11 protein-coding genes and 1 pseudogene are annotated in these 14,567 nt (G+C 69.0%); 4 read left to right on the top strand and 8 right to left on the bottom strand.

Translation table 11 applies throughout. The annotated features are described in order from the left end of the window. Positions 1-104 precede the first annotated feature (104 nt). The 5 genes from AS25_RS12815 to AS25_RS12835 form a co-directional block, all read right to left on the bottom strand. The gene (locus AS25_RS12815; RefSeq protein WP_052160993.1) at positions 105-800 is read right to left on the bottom strand and encodes a TetR/AcrR family transcriptional regulator; all 696 of its coding nucleotides are present in this window, start codon (positions 798-800) and stop codon (positions 105-107) included. A 120-nt stretch (positions 801-920) separates the two neighbouring features. Continuing rightward, positions 921-2,297, bottom strand: a complete 1,377-nt coding sequence (gene dsdA, locus AS25_RS12820; protein ID WP_084118220.1) for a D-serine ammonia-lyase — start codon at positions 2,295-2,297, stop codon at positions 921-923. 45 nt (positions 2,298-2,342) lie between these two features. Beyond that, positions 2,343-4,199 (bottom strand): bifunctional sugar phosphate isomerase/epimerase/4-hydroxyphenylpyruvate dioxygenase family protein, encoded by a 1,857-nt coding sequence (locus AS25_RS12825; protein WP_035965638.1) that lies wholly within the window; start codon positions 4,197-4,199, stop codon positions 2,343-2,345. Further along, the gene (locus AS25_RS12830; protein ID WP_052160994.1) at positions 4,196-5,137 is read right to left on the bottom strand and encodes a shikimate dehydrogenase; all 942 of its coding nucleotides are present in this window, start codon (positions 5,135-5,137) and stop codon (positions 4,196-4,198) included. The genes AS25_RS12825 and AS25_RS12830 overlap by 4 nt, the downstream gene beginning before the upstream one ends. A gap of 74 nt (positions 5,138-5,211) precedes the next feature. Continuing rightward, the gene (locus AS25_RS12835; protein ID WP_253270586.1) at positions 5,212-6,126 is read right to left on the bottom strand and encodes an IclR family transcriptional regulator; all 915 of its coding nucleotides are present in this window, start codon (positions 6,124-6,126) and stop codon (positions 5,212-5,214) included. Between the two features lie 147 nt (positions 6,127-6,273). On the opposite strand from AS25_RS12835, the gene AS25_RS12840 reads away from it, so the two are divergent. Continuing rightward, positions 6,274-7,725, top strand: a complete 1,452-nt coding sequence (locus AS25_RS12840) for an MFS transporter (RefSeq protein ID WP_084118221.1) — start codon at positions 6,274-6,276, stop codon at positions 7,723-7,725. A 159-nt stretch (positions 7,726-7,884) separates the two neighbouring features. Here the strand turns inward: AS25_RS12840 and AS25_RS12845 are convergent, their stop codons facing one another. Then, entirely contained in the window at positions 7,885-9,126 is a 1,242-nt protein-coding gene (locus AS25_RS12845; protein WP_035965640.1) for an MFS transporter, read from the bottom strand. Between the two features lie 211 nt (positions 9,127-9,337). Here AS25_RS12845 and AS25_RS12850 point away from each other — a divergent pair, with 211 nt between their 5' ends. The 3 genes from AS25_RS12850 (at position 9,338) to AS25_RS12860 (ending at position 12,492) form a co-directional block, all read left to right on the top strand. Continuing rightward, the gene (locus AS25_RS12850; protein WP_172644456.1) at positions 9,338-9,601 is read left to right on the top strand and encodes a hypothetical protein; all 264 of its coding nucleotides are present in this window, start codon (positions 9,338-9,340) and stop codon (positions 9,599-9,601) included. 162 nt (positions 9,602-9,763) lie between these two features. After that, positions 9,764-10,567, top strand: coding sequence for a GNAT family N-acetyltransferase (locus AS25_RS12855; protein ID WP_035965750.1), 804 nt, complete (start codon positions 9,764-9,766; stop codon positions 10,565-10,567). Between the two features lie 317 nt (positions 10,568-10,884). Beyond that, on the top strand, positions 10,885-12,492 hold the full coding sequence (locus AS25_RS12860) for a GMC family oxidoreductase (RefSeq protein WP_052160997.1): 1,608 nt from the start codon (positions 10,885-10,887) through the stop codon (positions 12,490-12,492). 207 nt (positions 12,493-12,699) lie between these two features. Here AS25_RS12860 and AS25_RS12865 read toward each other — a convergent pair whose 3' ends face one another. Both AS25_RS12865 and AS25_RS12870 read right to left on the bottom strand, forming a co-directional pair. Next, a complete protein-coding gene (locus AS25_RS12865) occupies positions 12,700-13,785 on the bottom strand; it encodes an alkene reductase (protein WP_035965645.1) in 1,086 nt (361 codons plus the stop codon). A 112-nt stretch (positions 13,786-13,897) separates the two neighbouring features. Further along, a pseudogene (locus AS25_RS12870) lies at positions 13,898-14,539 on the bottom strand (aldehyde dehydrogenase family protein); the annotation flags it as partial. Between the last annotated feature and the right edge of the window lie 28 nt (positions 14,540-14,567).

The raw sequence follows: 14,567 nt of genomic DNA on the forward strand, positions 1-14,567 counted from the left end.
CTCGCCGTCAGGTCCCGGTGGTGCGTGTCGATGATGGGGCCGGATCGTCGGGCAGGTGCTTCGGACCGATGCTTCGCCCGGGTGCTTCGTCTCGGGATGCCGCATCAGGAATCGAAGCCCCGCCCCAGGACGCCGAGCGCGGTGGCCAACAGTTCGTCCCAGATCCGGCGGCCCCGCTCGTCCAGCACGCCCCCGGTGCGCGCGACCCACTCGTCGAGGCACTCGGCGAACGAGTTGATGAGCGTGGTGGCCACCAGGTGCGTCTCGAAGGACGAGTGCTGCGGCAGTCGTGCACGCAGGACCTCGTTCAAACGGTCCACGGCGGTGCGGGTCACCCTGAATCCCCACAGCGAGGCCGCAGGGGTGTCCTGCAGGTCCACGGAGAACACCGGTTGGAGTTCCTCGATCAGGGTGTGGGTGCGCAGCGATCCGATCAACTGCCGGTAGACGTCCCCCAGGGAAACGTCCGACGACGCCGCGTGGCCCGCCTCCGACGTGTCCGGTTCCGGGAGGTCCTGCAGCACCCGGTTGATCAGCCCGGCCACGAGTTCTGAGAGGTACTCGAACACCGCGTCCTGGGCCGAGGGGAAGTGGTTGAAGATGGTCCGGCGGGAGACCCCCGCCCGTGCGGCCAACTCGTTGACGGTCACACGGTCGGTGCCCAGCTCGGTGGCCAGTTCACCCGCCACCGTGATGATGGCCCGCCGATTGCGCAGGCGGATGGCCTCGCGCTTGTCCTTGGGCTCACCCGGACGGTCTTCGGCGCATCCGGACATCAATGTGGTCAACACATACTTCATCGTACGACAGTAATTGCACTGTGTGCATCTTCTGGTGAGGAGGCTCTCATCACCTCCCCGCCAGGTCTGCGTACGCCAGTCCTTGGATGGTCGGTCCTTTAGGGGTCGACGTTGAGTGCGTCAGTCCCTGGAACGTCGGTTGTCGGAGCGTCGGTTGTCGGAGCGTCCTGCGAGGTATCCCGCCCGCACGTGATCCGGGAGCATGCCACCACCGGTGAGCCAGGCCAGATGGGTGGCCCCGTCGGAGATCTTGATCGGGCTCTCCCCCGCTCCCTCGCGGGCGACGCGCCGCAGGGCGTGCAGGGCCGCGGCGGCCGAGGGCTCCACCACCATGCCCTCTGCGCCATACAGGCTTCTGACCTGCGACAACATGGCCTCGTCCGTGCACGTGACGTAACCGGCGAGCAGTCCTTCCATGGCACGGCCCACGAAGCCGGAGGCCCGCCCCACCGCGAGCCCGTCCGCCACGGTGCGGGTATCCAACCCCAGCTCGACGACCGAGATCCCGTCATGACGACCCGTGTACACGCCCAACAGCATGCACGGCGCCCGGGTGGGTTCCACGAACACACAGTGCACTGCATCCCCGAATTCCCGTTTCAATCCATACGCCACGCCGCCCGGGGCTCCCCCGATGCCGCACGGGAGGTACACGAACAGGGGATGCTCAGTGTCCACCGCGATACCCAGGTCATGTAATTGCCGGGCCACCCGCGCCCCCGCCACGGCGTACCCCGCGAACAGGCTCAGCGAATGTTCGTCGTCCACGAAGTGCACCGACTCGTCCGCCTCGGCGGCCACACGCCCCGCCGCGACGGCTTCCGTGTAGTCGGTGCTGTGTTCCACGACCTCCACTCCCCGCGAGCGCAGCAGATCCTTCTTCCACTGTTGCGCGTGGACGGACATGTGCACCGTGGCCCGCAGCTCGAGCGCCGCGGCAATGATCCCGATGGACAGCCCCAGGTTTCCCGTGGAACCCACGACCACGCGGTGCTCCCGCATGAGTCGGCGGAAGGGTTCGGTCCCGAACACGGTGTAGTCCGGCCCGGACCGCGGTGGTTCCGGCAGCAGGCCGTGGCGCACCGCGAGTGTCTCGGCGAACTGCAGGACCTCGTGCACCCCGCCGCGGGCCTTGATGGAACCGCTCACGGGGAGGATGTCGTCACGTTTGAGCAGGACCCGCCCCACCCCGACATCCTCAATGCGCTGCCATTCGCGGGCCTCGTCCAATGGCGACTCGATGAGCCCCCGCGCGGGCGCGGTCTCGGGGAAGGTCGCCGCAATCCAGGGCCGGAACCGCTCGAGGCGCGCCGCGGCGTCGTCGACCAAGGCCGGGTCCACCCCGGAAGCCGCCAGCCCCCGGGCGCTGTCCACCGCGGGATTCCACCATGTCAGGGGTTCCTCCCGGGCCAGCCGGGACAGCACGGGATCCGACGCACCCCTTGACCCGTGCTGCCTCGGCGGCTCCGCGGTGGGTTCAATCTCCGGCGTATCCATGGCCCCATCATGGCGCGGCATGCTCTCACAGGCCACCGACCGGGCTCAGCCCCCGAACTCCCGGTACTGCGCGGCCAACCGGACGGGAGCATTGGGGGCGCCGAAGCCCTCGTAGCCGCCGCGGCGTTCCACGACCTCCACGAACACCTCGCCCAGCGTGGCCGTGTAGAAGTGCAGGAACTCCCCGTGCTCGTCCCGGTCGTAGAGCAGCCCGTGGGATTCGAGCTCGGCCACGAACTCAGGATCCAGGTCGAAGCGGGCCACGAGGTCCTCGTAGTAGTTGCGCGGCACGGGCAGGAAGGCGAGCCCGCGGCGTCGTGCCCGGCGTGCCACCGCGACGACGTCCGAGCACGCGAGCGCCACGTGCTCCGGGTAGGCCGCGCCCGTGAAGGCGCCCTGCTCCGCGGCCATGGGCGCCACGTTGAGGGGGATCCGCACGGTGTTGCCCTCCGAGCGCATGACCTGCGAGCGCACGAGTCCGGACGGCCCCGCGACCTCTTGCGAGGACGTGGGATGCAGGTTCAGCAGGGACGTCAGGAACAGCACCGCCTCGTCGTAGTGCTGCCACGGCTGGGCCAGGTTCACGTGGTCCACGCCCGTGATCAGGGCGCCCGACGCCGCGTCGTCCTGGTCCGCGCCGAACTCCCCGAGCCACGGGGGCACCCCATGGTTGCCGTGCGGGCCGAAGAATAACTCCGTCCCGTCCGGCGCGAGCACGCCGTGCAGCACGGTCTCGTCCGGCTGCTGGGCGCGATCCACGGCCCGGGCGAGCAGGCGTTCCGCGCGGTACGCGGCGAGGTCGGGATCCGCGACCTGGAAGCCGAGGGCCGCGAGCCGCGTGGGCTGCACGGTGGCCCCCGGGTCCTCCGAGACCACGATCCGCACCGGCCCCTGCGTCCACGCCTGGACCGAGTCCTTGGAGCGGTGGTGCCCGGCCAGGGAGAACCCCAGCTGATGTAGCAACCGGGTCACGCGCCCGAGCTCCCGGGTGTGCAGCTCCACGAAGTCCCAGTCGTCGGGGGTCTGCGGAGCGGGCAGATCGGTGAGCACGAGCGGCTCGCGCTCGGGTTCCCCGCCGGCGTCGCGCACGGCGTCCGCGGTCTGGTCCTCGAGCCAGCGCAGGGACCGCAACCCGTCCACGGCCGTGCGGTAGACGTCCGCCTGCCGGAACGAGTCGTTGAAGATCTCCAGGGACACGGGCCCGGCGTACCCGCACTCGTGCAGGCGGCCCAGCAGGTCCACCAGGTCGAAGTCCCCCTCACCCGGGAAGACCCGGTGGTGGCGCGACCACGAGAGCACGTCCTGTTGGAGCAGGGGCGCGTCCGCGAGCTGCACGAAGAAGATCTTGTCCGGGTCGCACTTTTCCACCCCGGCCACGGTGTCCCCGCGGGAGAAGATGTGGAAGCTGTCCAGGCACGTCCCGACCCGGGGGTGGTCCGCGAGTTCCACGATCCGGTGTGCGTGGCGCCAGTCGTTGACGTGCGCGCCCCACGCGAGAGCCTCGTAGGCCAGGTCGATCCCGTATTCGTCGGCGACGTCGCCCGCGGTCCGCAGCTGCTCAGCGATCGCCTGGTCGTCGTCCAGAACACCGGTAGCCACGTTCGAGCACACGAGCAGCACCGTGGTGCCCAGCCGGTTCATGAGTTCGCACTTGGCGCGCAGTCGGCGCAGGGAATCCGGGAACGCCTCCGGGGCCACCTCCACGCCGTCGCGGAACGGCTGGTACATGTCCAGGGAGAGCCCCAGCTCCGCGGCGAGCTCCCGAAGTTGTTCGGGCGACGACGGCGAGACCACCAGGTCCGGCTCGAAGACCTCGATCCCGTCGAACCCTGCCGAGGCGGCGGCCCGCATCTTCTCCTCGAGGGTTCCGGACAGGCACACCGTGGCGATACTGGTCCTCACAGGGAGCCCTCCTGGATCTCATGGCTCTCGTCGCCGCTGGGGGCGGACGCGGGAACGGCAACGGGGTCGTCGCCCTGGCCGGTGAGCTCCAGGAAGTGCCGGCGCATGCGGGCACTGTCCGGGGCGACCCCCGTGATTAATGCAAACGCATCCACTGCTTGCCCCACGGCCATGTGTCCACCGTCCAGCACCGAGCACCCGAGAGCCCGCGCCGCCCGTACCAGGGGCGTCTCGAGCGGAAGGTAGATCACGTCCGCGACCCAGTGCTCCGGTCGCAACAGACCCACGTCGAAAGGCGTCCCGGGGTGATGGTGCATCCCCACCGGGGTCGCGTTGACCACGCCGTCGGCCGCCGCGATGTGCTCCGTGGCCCGTTCGGCCGTGACGGCTTCCACCACCGCGTCCGGGTAGCGGGCGGCGAGTTCGCTCGCTCGCTCAGCGGCGCGGGCCACGTCCACGTCCACGAGACACAGCCGCTGCGCACCCAGGGACAGCAGGGCCTCGGCCACCGCGGACCCCGCCCCGCCGGAACCGAACTGCACCACGGACCCCACGGTCACGCCGGGCAGACCGTGCCCGAATCCGGTGGTGAACCCCGAGCAGTCCGTGTTGTACCCGATGAACTTTCCTTCCCGGATGAGCACCGTGTTCACGGCCTGGATGGCCTCGGCGCGCGGATCGATCTCGTCCAGGTGCTCGAGCACGAGCTGCTTGCACGGGTGCGTGATGTTGAAGGCGTTGAACCCCAGATCACGCCCGGCCCGCAAGAGGTCCCCCACGCTCGTGCCGGGGCGTCCGATCACCCCCAGGTCCACGGGGCGGTAGAGGTAGCGCAGACCGTGCCGGTCCGCTTCGGCCTCGTGCATAGGCGGGGTGAGGCTCTGGGTGATGCCGTCGCCGATCAAACCCACCAGGTAGGACTCGTTGCGAGTGGACATGGGACTCCTTCCGGGGAGTGTGTGCCGTGGTCAAGAGGTGCGAATTCAGGGCCCGGGGAGCCCGGACCCGAACATCAGCTGCGCTGCGGAAGCACCACCGCGAGTCGGTCCGCGGCCTCCCGCAACAGGGGGACGTTCTGGATGAGCTCAGTGGGATCGCACCGGTGTACGGGCGCGGCGAGCGCGAGCGCCGCCTGGAGGGGAGCACCTGGGGACATAACGGGCACGGCCAGGGCGGCCATACCGTCGTCGTGCTCCTGGTCCTGTAGGGCCCACCCCTGATCCCGGACCTGCGTGAGGATCGCGCGCAAGCGCTCGCGGTCGGTGAGCGAGCGCTCCGTGCGCGTGCTTAGGTCGAGGGACGCCACGAGGTCCTCGCGGACGTCCGGTGCGGTGAAAGCCAGCAGCACCCGGCCGAGTGCGGAGGTGTGCAGCTCCCCCCGGTCCCCCGGGTCCGTGGTGATGCGGTGGTGCGGGCCGTCCACGGTGTGCACGGTGAGGAAACGGTCCCCGTCCAGCACGGCCAGCAGACAGCTCTCACCGGTCGCCTCCACGACCTCCCGCATGACGGGCAGTGCGGTGCCGGCGTAACCCCTGGCCGTGGCCGCCTTCTGTCCCATCGCGAAGAGCAGCAGACCCAACCGGTACTGCTTGGTCGCGGGCTCGTACTCCGCGTACCCGGCGTCCACGAGGGTGCTCAGCAAGCGGTAACACGTGCTGAACGCGTAGCCGGAGTCCGCCACGAGTTGCCCGGCGGTCGCCCCGTGGGGGTACTCGGCCAGCATCTCGAGCAGCGCGAGCCCCTTGCGCACGGTTCCCGAACGGTCAGCGGCCCGGGACCGGCTACCGGCCCCACCCTCCCCGGACTCCCGGCCCGGTTTTCGGTCGCCTTCTCGCTCCGGTTCCCGGCCGGATTCCTGCTCCGGCTCCTGGGCCGGTTCCTGGGCCACCGACGCCGCGACGCGCGGCTGCGATGCGTTGGGGCTCACACTCAACTCCTGATTCGCTAACGGGCATTTTTCTCGACCACTTGACGAACAGTGTGACCCACACCATTCTTGGTTTCAAGTATTCGGAAGTGATTTTCATTATTTGGCAATCGCTCACGCGATGACGCCCCACGGAAGGACCCGCTCATGAGCACGACCCCAGGACCGGATCAGCCGATCCACCCGCCGGCCCCGGCGGCGTCGGCGTCGTCGGGACAACTGACCGACGCACGCCCCGAGAACGTCAAGACCCCCAAGAAGGCGGCGCTGGCCAGCTGGATCGGCTCCGCGCTCGAGTACTACGACTTCGCGGTGTACGGCACCGCGGCGGCGCTCGTGCTCAACCACTTGTTCTTCCCCAAGGACGCGTCCCCGGGTGTGGCCATCCTGTTGGCCATGGGCACCGTGGGCGTGGCCTACGTGGTGCGGCCGCTGGGGGCGCTCATCATGGGCCCGCTCGGTGACCGGATGGGACGCAAGTTCGTCCTGATGCTGACCCTTTTCATGATGGGTGGCGCCACGTTCCTGGTCGGGTGCCTGCCCACGTACGACCAGGTGGGCCTGTTGGCACCCGCCCTGCTCGTGCTGTGCCGCGTGATCCAGGGCCTGTCCGCCTCGGGTGAGCAGGCCAGTGCCATCTCGGTGTCCCTGGAGCACGCCGACGACCGCCACCGTGCGTTCACCACCTCGTGGACCCTGCAGGGGACGCAGTTCGGCACCCTGCTGGCCACCGCCGTGTTCATCCCGTTCACCCTGCTGCTGAGCGAGGAGCAGCTGTTCAGCTGGGGCTGGCGCGTCCCGTTCTGGATCTCCGCCGTGGTGGTCCTGGTCGCCTACCTGATCCGCCGCCACCTGGAGGAGCCGCCCGCCTTCGAGGACGCCCAGGCCGAGACCCCCGGCGAGAAGCCCGCGACCCCGCTGGCCCTGATGCTCAAGTACCACAAGGCCGCCGTGATCCGGATCGCCGCCGCCGCGCTGATCAACACCGTCAACGTGGTGTTCCTGGTGTGGTCCCTGTCCTTCGCGACCTCGGTCGTGGGCCTGGAACGCTCCACCATGCTGTGGGTGTCCGTGCTCGCCAACTTCGTGGCCCTGTTCACCATCCCTGCGTGGGCGCTGCTCGCGGACCGGGTGGGCCGCAAGCCCATCTTCGTGATGGGTGTGATCGGTTCCTCGCTGCTCATGTTCCCCTATCTGGGCGCGGTGTCCTCCGGTAACTGGGTCCTGATCTTCCTCCTGGGTGCGGTGCTCTCCGGCGTGTTCTACTCCATGGCCAACGGCATCTGGCCGTCCTTCTACGCCGAGATGTTCCCCACCCGGGTGCGCGTCTCCGGGCTCGCGCTGGGCACGCAGATCGGCTTCGCGATCTCCGGCGGCGTGACCCCCTTCCTGGCCACCGCCGTGGCCGGCGCCGAGGGCGACGCCTGGCTCAACGTGGCGCTCGTGGTCTGCGCCGCCGGTCTGATCTCGGTGATCGCCGCACTCACGGCCAAGGAGACCAAGTCCCGTTCGCTGCGCAACATCGACGACCTGCACACCAGCCGCACGGAGGCTCTCGAGGTCGTGGCACTGGACAAGCGCAACGCCGCGGGCCGCTGATTCCGGGCTCTGGTCATCGCACTGCCATTCCGTGGAAGGCGCGGTCGGGAGCTCCCCGGTCGCGCCTTCCGTCTGCCCGCCGTCAGGTGCGGCGGGTCGCGGAGGCTGCGCAGCGTCGTCGTCCGAGCACGGGGACGACGACGCCGCGCGGCCCCGTCCTCAGACGTCCCGGCGGCGTCCGGGCGGGCGGGTCGCGTGGATGGCGACCGAGACCAGCAGGGCGGCCACCCCGGCCCCGAGGGTGAGCAGGAACCCGTGCCGCGGCACGACCGACAGGACCCCGCCCAGTGCCGAGCCGAAGGAGACCCCCAGGACCAGGCAGGTCGTGAGCATGGTCATGACGCTCGCGATCCGGTGGGACGGGGCCACACGCTCACCGCGCGTGTAGGCGCTGACCAGGATGGAGCCGACGCCCAGGCCGATCACCGTGAACAGCAGCGCCAGACCCACCGAGCCGGGGACCGGCAGCAGCAGGACGGACACCAGCACCACGAGAAGTGCTCCGCCGGCCACGCGCCATGCGAGCGGCACGCGCTCCGGGAACCGGGACACCAGCACGCTCGCCACGGCGCTGCCCACCCCCATGAAGCCGTAGATGATGCCCGTGTAGGCATCGGTCCCTCGGGCCGCGTTGATCGCGGTGAGTGCGGTCTGCGTGGAGCCGAAGACCGTGCCCACGCACAGGCACGCGAGCATGGGCGGGAGGACGGCCTTCAGGCGGATCCGTGGGGCGGTGCCGTCGGTGGGGCTGGGCGTCTGCGCGTCCACCCTCATGCCGCGGCGACTCACCAGGTAGGCGATGAAGCACCCCTGACCCACCACGACCCACGCCATGAGCACCAAGAGCGCCGGATTCGGGCCGAGCACACCCACCAGGATCCCGGCGATCACGGGCCCCAGGATGAAGCTGATCTCGTCGCACGCGGTCTCGTACCCCAGAGCCTTGCCCACCAGGCCGGGGGTGTCCCGGCGCATGGCCAGGGCGGACCACCGGGCCCTCGCGATGGCTCCCACCTGGGGGTTCGCGGCGCCGACCACCGCGGCGCACACCAGGATCAGTGACCGGGGCGCGTCGTGAAGGACCACGGCGAGCAACAATCCCATCCCGAGCAGTTGCACCGCGGTGGCCGCGAGCACCACGGGCAGGGGTCCGAAGCGATCCACCAACCGCCCGATCACGGGCGCGCCCACGGCGGAACCGAGTCCCGCGGCGGCCACGGTCATCCCCGCGAGCCCCAGGCCCAGACCGGCCCCGCTCACATACAGCAACAGACCCAATTGCACCGTGGCGGCGGGGAGCCTGCCCACCAGCGCGGTGATGAGGAAGGGCCATCCGCCCGCAGCTGAGAGGGACGGTGAGTCCCGGGCGGGTTCGGGGACGGCGGGTGGGCGAGTGCTCACGGATTCTCCTGGGTACGACCGACGCCGCGCACCCGACCACACGCGCGGATAATCCCCTGACGACACCTCGATGCTACCCGGGGGCCGGATGGCTCCCGGCATCGTCGGGCTGTCTGCCGCCCGTTGAGTGACGGATGATGGTCACCACGCCGGGCCCCCGTCCATCGGCGCACCCCCGTGGAGCGAACCCGTGTCACAATGCCTCATGCCGATGCCCCGACAGGACTTCTGGGACGCCACACACGTCACCGACACGGCGACGGTGTCCGAGGTCTTCATTCCCCTGGCCACCCTCGTGTATTGCCTCTTCTGGCTGGCGATCTGGTGGTGGTACCGGCGCAAGAACCGCCCGTTGTTCAGGACCGACGCCCCGCGCTGGATGGTCGGGGTTGCGTGCCTCCACATACCGGTCCTGGGAATCATCGCGCTCGTCTTCGCTTTCTGCGCCTTCATCCCCGGCGAGCTGTGGGGATGAATCGTCTACATGACGGCCCGTATCGCCGCTGTGATGTCGTGGGGTCCGGTCATGAGCCTCAGGGCAAGACTCACCTCTGACGCCACCCCCGACGATTGATCCCTCATGACCCACGGGCACGAGTGGTTGATCCGGACGGTCAGGGGTGACAGGCTCCCTCGCATGTCCCCGGACCATCTCTTGGCCATGTACGACTCCCAATTACGCGGAACAGCCGAAATGGCGGACGCCCCCGAGGTGACCACGATCGGTCCGTTGCTCGCCGCGACCTTCCCCGCGCGCAGGCGCGCCTTCGTGACGTATCCACCCTTCTCGATGGACGGTCCGGAGCTGGACCACCTCATCGAGACGGTTGTGGCCCGCTACTCGGCGGACCCACGTGTGGACAGCATCAAGTGGAAGACCCGCGATCATGACCCCCTGCCACACCTGCTGGACCGGCTCCGACATCACGGTTTCACCGTCGACGGTTCCGAGACGGTCCTGGCAGGAGATGTCGACGCCGCGATCGCCGCGGACCCGGGCGTGCCACCGCACTACTCCGTGGAACAAGCGGTGACGGAAGGAGCCATCAGGCAGGCGGAGAACCTCGCCGGCCGGGTGTTCCAGGACCCACCGGAACTCATCCGTCAGCAAGAGAATGAACTGATCGAGCGGTGGCACAGCGCCCCGGAATCCTTCGAGATGTGGGCCGTCCGTGACGACGAGGGTCGCGTGGTGTGTTCGGGCCGCATCGATTTCATCGACGGCACCGAATTCGCGGGGCTGTGGGGTGGCGCCTGCGAAGGGGACCACCGGGGCCGCGGTCTCTACCGCACCCTCGTGGCCCAGCGCGCCAGATCAGCCCAGGATCGAGGCAAGCGCTTCATCCAGGTCGACTGCACGGAGTATTCCCGACCCATCCTCGAACGCGCGGGTCTTACACCAATCACGTCGGTCACGGCCGCGACGTGGCACCGCGGGTGATTGCAGCGCAATCCGTAGAGCCCGAACGCCCGTTACTGCCGGTCAAGGGTCAGACATTGTTTCCAGTTGACGCAGCCAGGTAATGCGAAGTGGAGCAAAAGCAACATCAACCCCGCGAATCGACATTTACTCAGTTAAAGCAGGGGATCCGAATGCGCGGCCGGGCAATGTGGGAGTCACGCGGACGCAATGCGGTGAATATCCGCCCCAGCGTGGCCCCAGCGTGGCCCCGGCCTGCACACGGCGGCGCACGCACGGACAAATGCTCCGCACTGAAGGACGAAACGCAGGTCACACACGGGGTGGATAGTGGTGCCATGAACACGACCGAACGCACGCACTCCGCCCGCCACATCGTCGTCGTGGGCGCGGGAACGGCCGGGTCCATCGTGGCCGGTCGCACGGCCGAAGCGGGCCACCGCGTCACCCTCATCGAGGCGGGCGGCCAGGACACCAACCCCGCGATCGCCGCCCTGCCACGCATGGGCGAGCTGTGGCACGGTCCCGAGGACTGGGACTACTTCACCGTCCCCCAGAACCACGCCTCCGGTCGCGTCATCCACTGGCCGCGCGGGCGTGTGCTGGGAGGATCGCACGCCCTCAATGCCACCATCTGGGTGCGCGGCAACCCGCTCGACTACGACGACTGGGCAGCGGCGGGGTGCGAGGGATGGGCGTGGAGCGACGTCGCCCCCGTCTTCGAGGCGCTCGAGGCCTACGACGGCCTCGCGCAGGACGACGACGCCGCGCCCCGCGGTACCGCAGGCCCCGTCCCGGTGGTGGGAGGCTACGACCGCAGCCCGATCTTCGACGCGATCACCGAGGCGGCCGAAGCCGTGGGCGTGCCGTTCAACCCCGACTACAACGCGGGGACCCAGGAGGGTGTCGCGCAGGAACAGCTGACCGTGCGCGACGGGAAACGGGTCACCACCTACATGGCGTACGCCAAACCCTGGGTGGAGAAGGGCGCGATCACGGTGCGCACCGGCGCCGTGGTGGAACGCCTGGTCATGGACGGGACCCGCGTCACGGGGGTGCAGCTGCACGCGGGCGAGAACACCGACGTGGACGGAGTGGACACGGACACCGCGACGGCTCCGGGGTCGTCCGACGGCGAGGTCATCGAGGCGGACGAGGTGATCCTGTGCGCCGGTGCGCTGGACAGTCCCAAGATCCTGATGCGCTCCGGGATCGGGCCCGCCGGGCACCTGCGGGACGTGGGGATCGAACCGGTCGTGGACCTGCCGGGCGTGGGTGAGAACCTGCACGACCACCTGTTGGTCCCGGTGATCGCCGAGGCCACGGCGCGCACCATCGACCACCCGGAAACGGAACAGTCCGTCACGCAGACCCACCTGTTCTGGCGCTCCTCCCCAGAACAGGACCGCCCGGACACCCAGCCCATCCACTTCTGCGTGCCCATGTACGACGACTGGATGAGCGGGCCGGGCAATGCGTTCACGCTTCACACCGGGCTCGTGCGCCCGTACTCACGCGGGAGGATCACCCTGACGGGTCCCAGCAGCACGGATCCCGCTCGTTACGACCCCAACATCTTCTCCGACCCGCGGGACCGCGAGGCGCTGCGGGTGTCCCTGCGGCAGGGCCGGGAGATGGTCCGGTCCGCTCCCCTGGCCGAGCAATGGGGTGCGCGGGAGATCTACCCGGGTCCGGACGCGTCGGACGAGGCGGCCGAGGACGCCTACATGGATCGAGCGGTCACGACCTATCACCACCAGGTCGGCACCTGCAAGATGGGCACGGACGAGATGGCGGTGGTGGATCCCACCACCCTCATCGTGCGCGGCGTGGAGGGTGTTCGGGTGATCGACGCCTCGATCATGCCCTTCGTGACGAACGGCAACACCAACGCTCCCACCGCCATGATCGGGGAGAAGGGCGCGCGGATGCTGCTCGACGCGTGACCCGCGCCGGGCCTGTCGCGAATGCCGTCCGCGGGGGGAATGCGAAGTGGAGCAAAAGCAACATCACCCCCGCGAATCGACATCTACTCAGTTAAAGCAGTGGGATCAGAGGGTCCCCGGGCTGAGGCGCCAGTCACGACCCAAGAAACGCAGGAGGGTGGCAGCCGTCCGTCCAGACGGCTGCCACCCTCCTGAAGGAACCCGTGCCTACCGGGCCGCCACATTCGCGAACGGGTAGTCCACGTACCCCTTGGGTCCGCCCACGTAAAAGGTCGTGGAGTCCGGGGTGTTCAGCTCCAGCCCGTCACGCCAGCGCTCCACCAGGTCCGGGTTGGCAATGAGCTCGCGGCCCACCACCACTCCGTCCGCGAGATCGGCGCTCATGATGTGCTCCGCCTCCTCGAGTTCCGTGACCACGCCGAAGCCGCTGTTGAGGTAGAACACACCCTCGAAGCCACGGCGCAGGTCCCGCACGAACTCCCCGTCCACGTCCTTGTGCAGCACGGACAGGTACGCGAGGTCGAGTCCGCGCAGACCGGTGAGCAACGCGTCATAGGTGGCCACGACGTCGTCGTGGTCGTCCTCGATCGCGCCCTGGACGTTGTGCTCGGGCGAGATCCGCAGCCCCACGCGCTGCCCGCCGATCTCCTCGGCGACGGCGCGCGCCACCTCGATCACGAACCGTGCCCGGTTCTGCGGGGAGCCGCCGTACTCGTCGGTGCGGTGGTTGGAGGACGGGGCGAGGAACTCGTGGAGGATGTAGCCGTTGGCGCCGTGGATCTCCACGCCGTCGATCCCGGCGTCCACCGCGCGGCGGGCCGCGGCGACGAACTCCTGCTTGATGCGGGGCAGCTCGTCGGTCTCCAGGGCACGGGGCGTGGGCATGGGCTGCTTGCCGCTGGGCACGTGCACCGCCTGGTCCACACCGATCGCGCTGGGGGCCTCGGGCAGGGGGCCGCCGGTGAGTTCGGGGTGGGAGACCCGCCCGGCGTTCATGATCTGCAGGAAGATCACGCCGCCCTTCTCGTGTACGGCGTCCGCCACCCGGGACCAGCCCTGGGCCTGCTCGGCGGTCTCGATGCCGGCCTGACCCCAGAACCCGCGGCTCGTCACGGCCGGGAACGTCCCCTCCGTGACCACGAGGCCCGCGGACGCCCGCTGCGAGTAATACTCGACGTTCATGTCCTTGGGTACGCCGTCCGCGTCGGAACGCATCCGGGTCAGCGGCGCCATGGCCACACGATTCGCGAGCTCGAACTTTCCTACGGTGATCGGGTCGAACAGGGTGGGCATATGTTTCCCTTCGTCGAAAGCTGTTGGTACTTAGTCAGTACCCACAACATCCTTCCCCCGCACACCATTCCCGAGGAAGGCTTTCAGAAGGGTCGCCGGAGGAGTTGCCGCAGCCCTTCTGCTCCTGGCCCACCAACGGGTTGTCGTCCGGCAGGTCCGCCACGAGGGTCGTGAGGTAGAAGTACCCGGGCTGATCCGGTCCGGGGTCCCCGCCGATCAGGACCCGCCCGCCGCCCTGCTTGGCGTCCTCCACCAGGCCGGCCACGATGTCGTACTGCAGCTTGTTCTGCAGCGGACCCAGGACGTTCTGTTCCTCACGGCCATTGCCCATGGGCATCTGCTGCGCCACCCCGACGAGCGCCTCGCACACGGAGTCGTAAACGTCCTCGTGGACGTAGAGGCGCGTGAGCGCGGCACACGTCTGGCCCGTGTTGATGAACGCACCCCAGAACAGGTCCCCGGCAATGGCCTGCAGGTCCACGTCCGGCAGCACCACACCGGCATCGTTGCCCCCGAGCTCAAGGGTCAGTCGTGCGAGCCCGTCCGCGGCCGAGCGCATGATCGCCTGGCCGGTCTTGGTGGAGCCGGTGAACATGATCTTGTCCACACCGTCGTGTTCGGACAGCGCCTTGTCCACCTCGCCGCCGCCGGGCACCACGTGCAGGACGTCCGCCGGGAGCACCTGGTTGAGCACGTGGATCAAGCCCAGCACGGACAGCGGGGTGTACTCGGAGGGCTTGACCACTGCGGCGTTGCAGGGCGCTCCGGGCACCGGGGTGAAT

Source organism: Kocuria marina, assembly GCF_000786655.1.
Taxonomy (GTDB): Bacteria; Actinomycetota; Actinomycetes; order Actinomycetales; family Micrococcaceae; genus Kocuria; species Kocuria marina_A.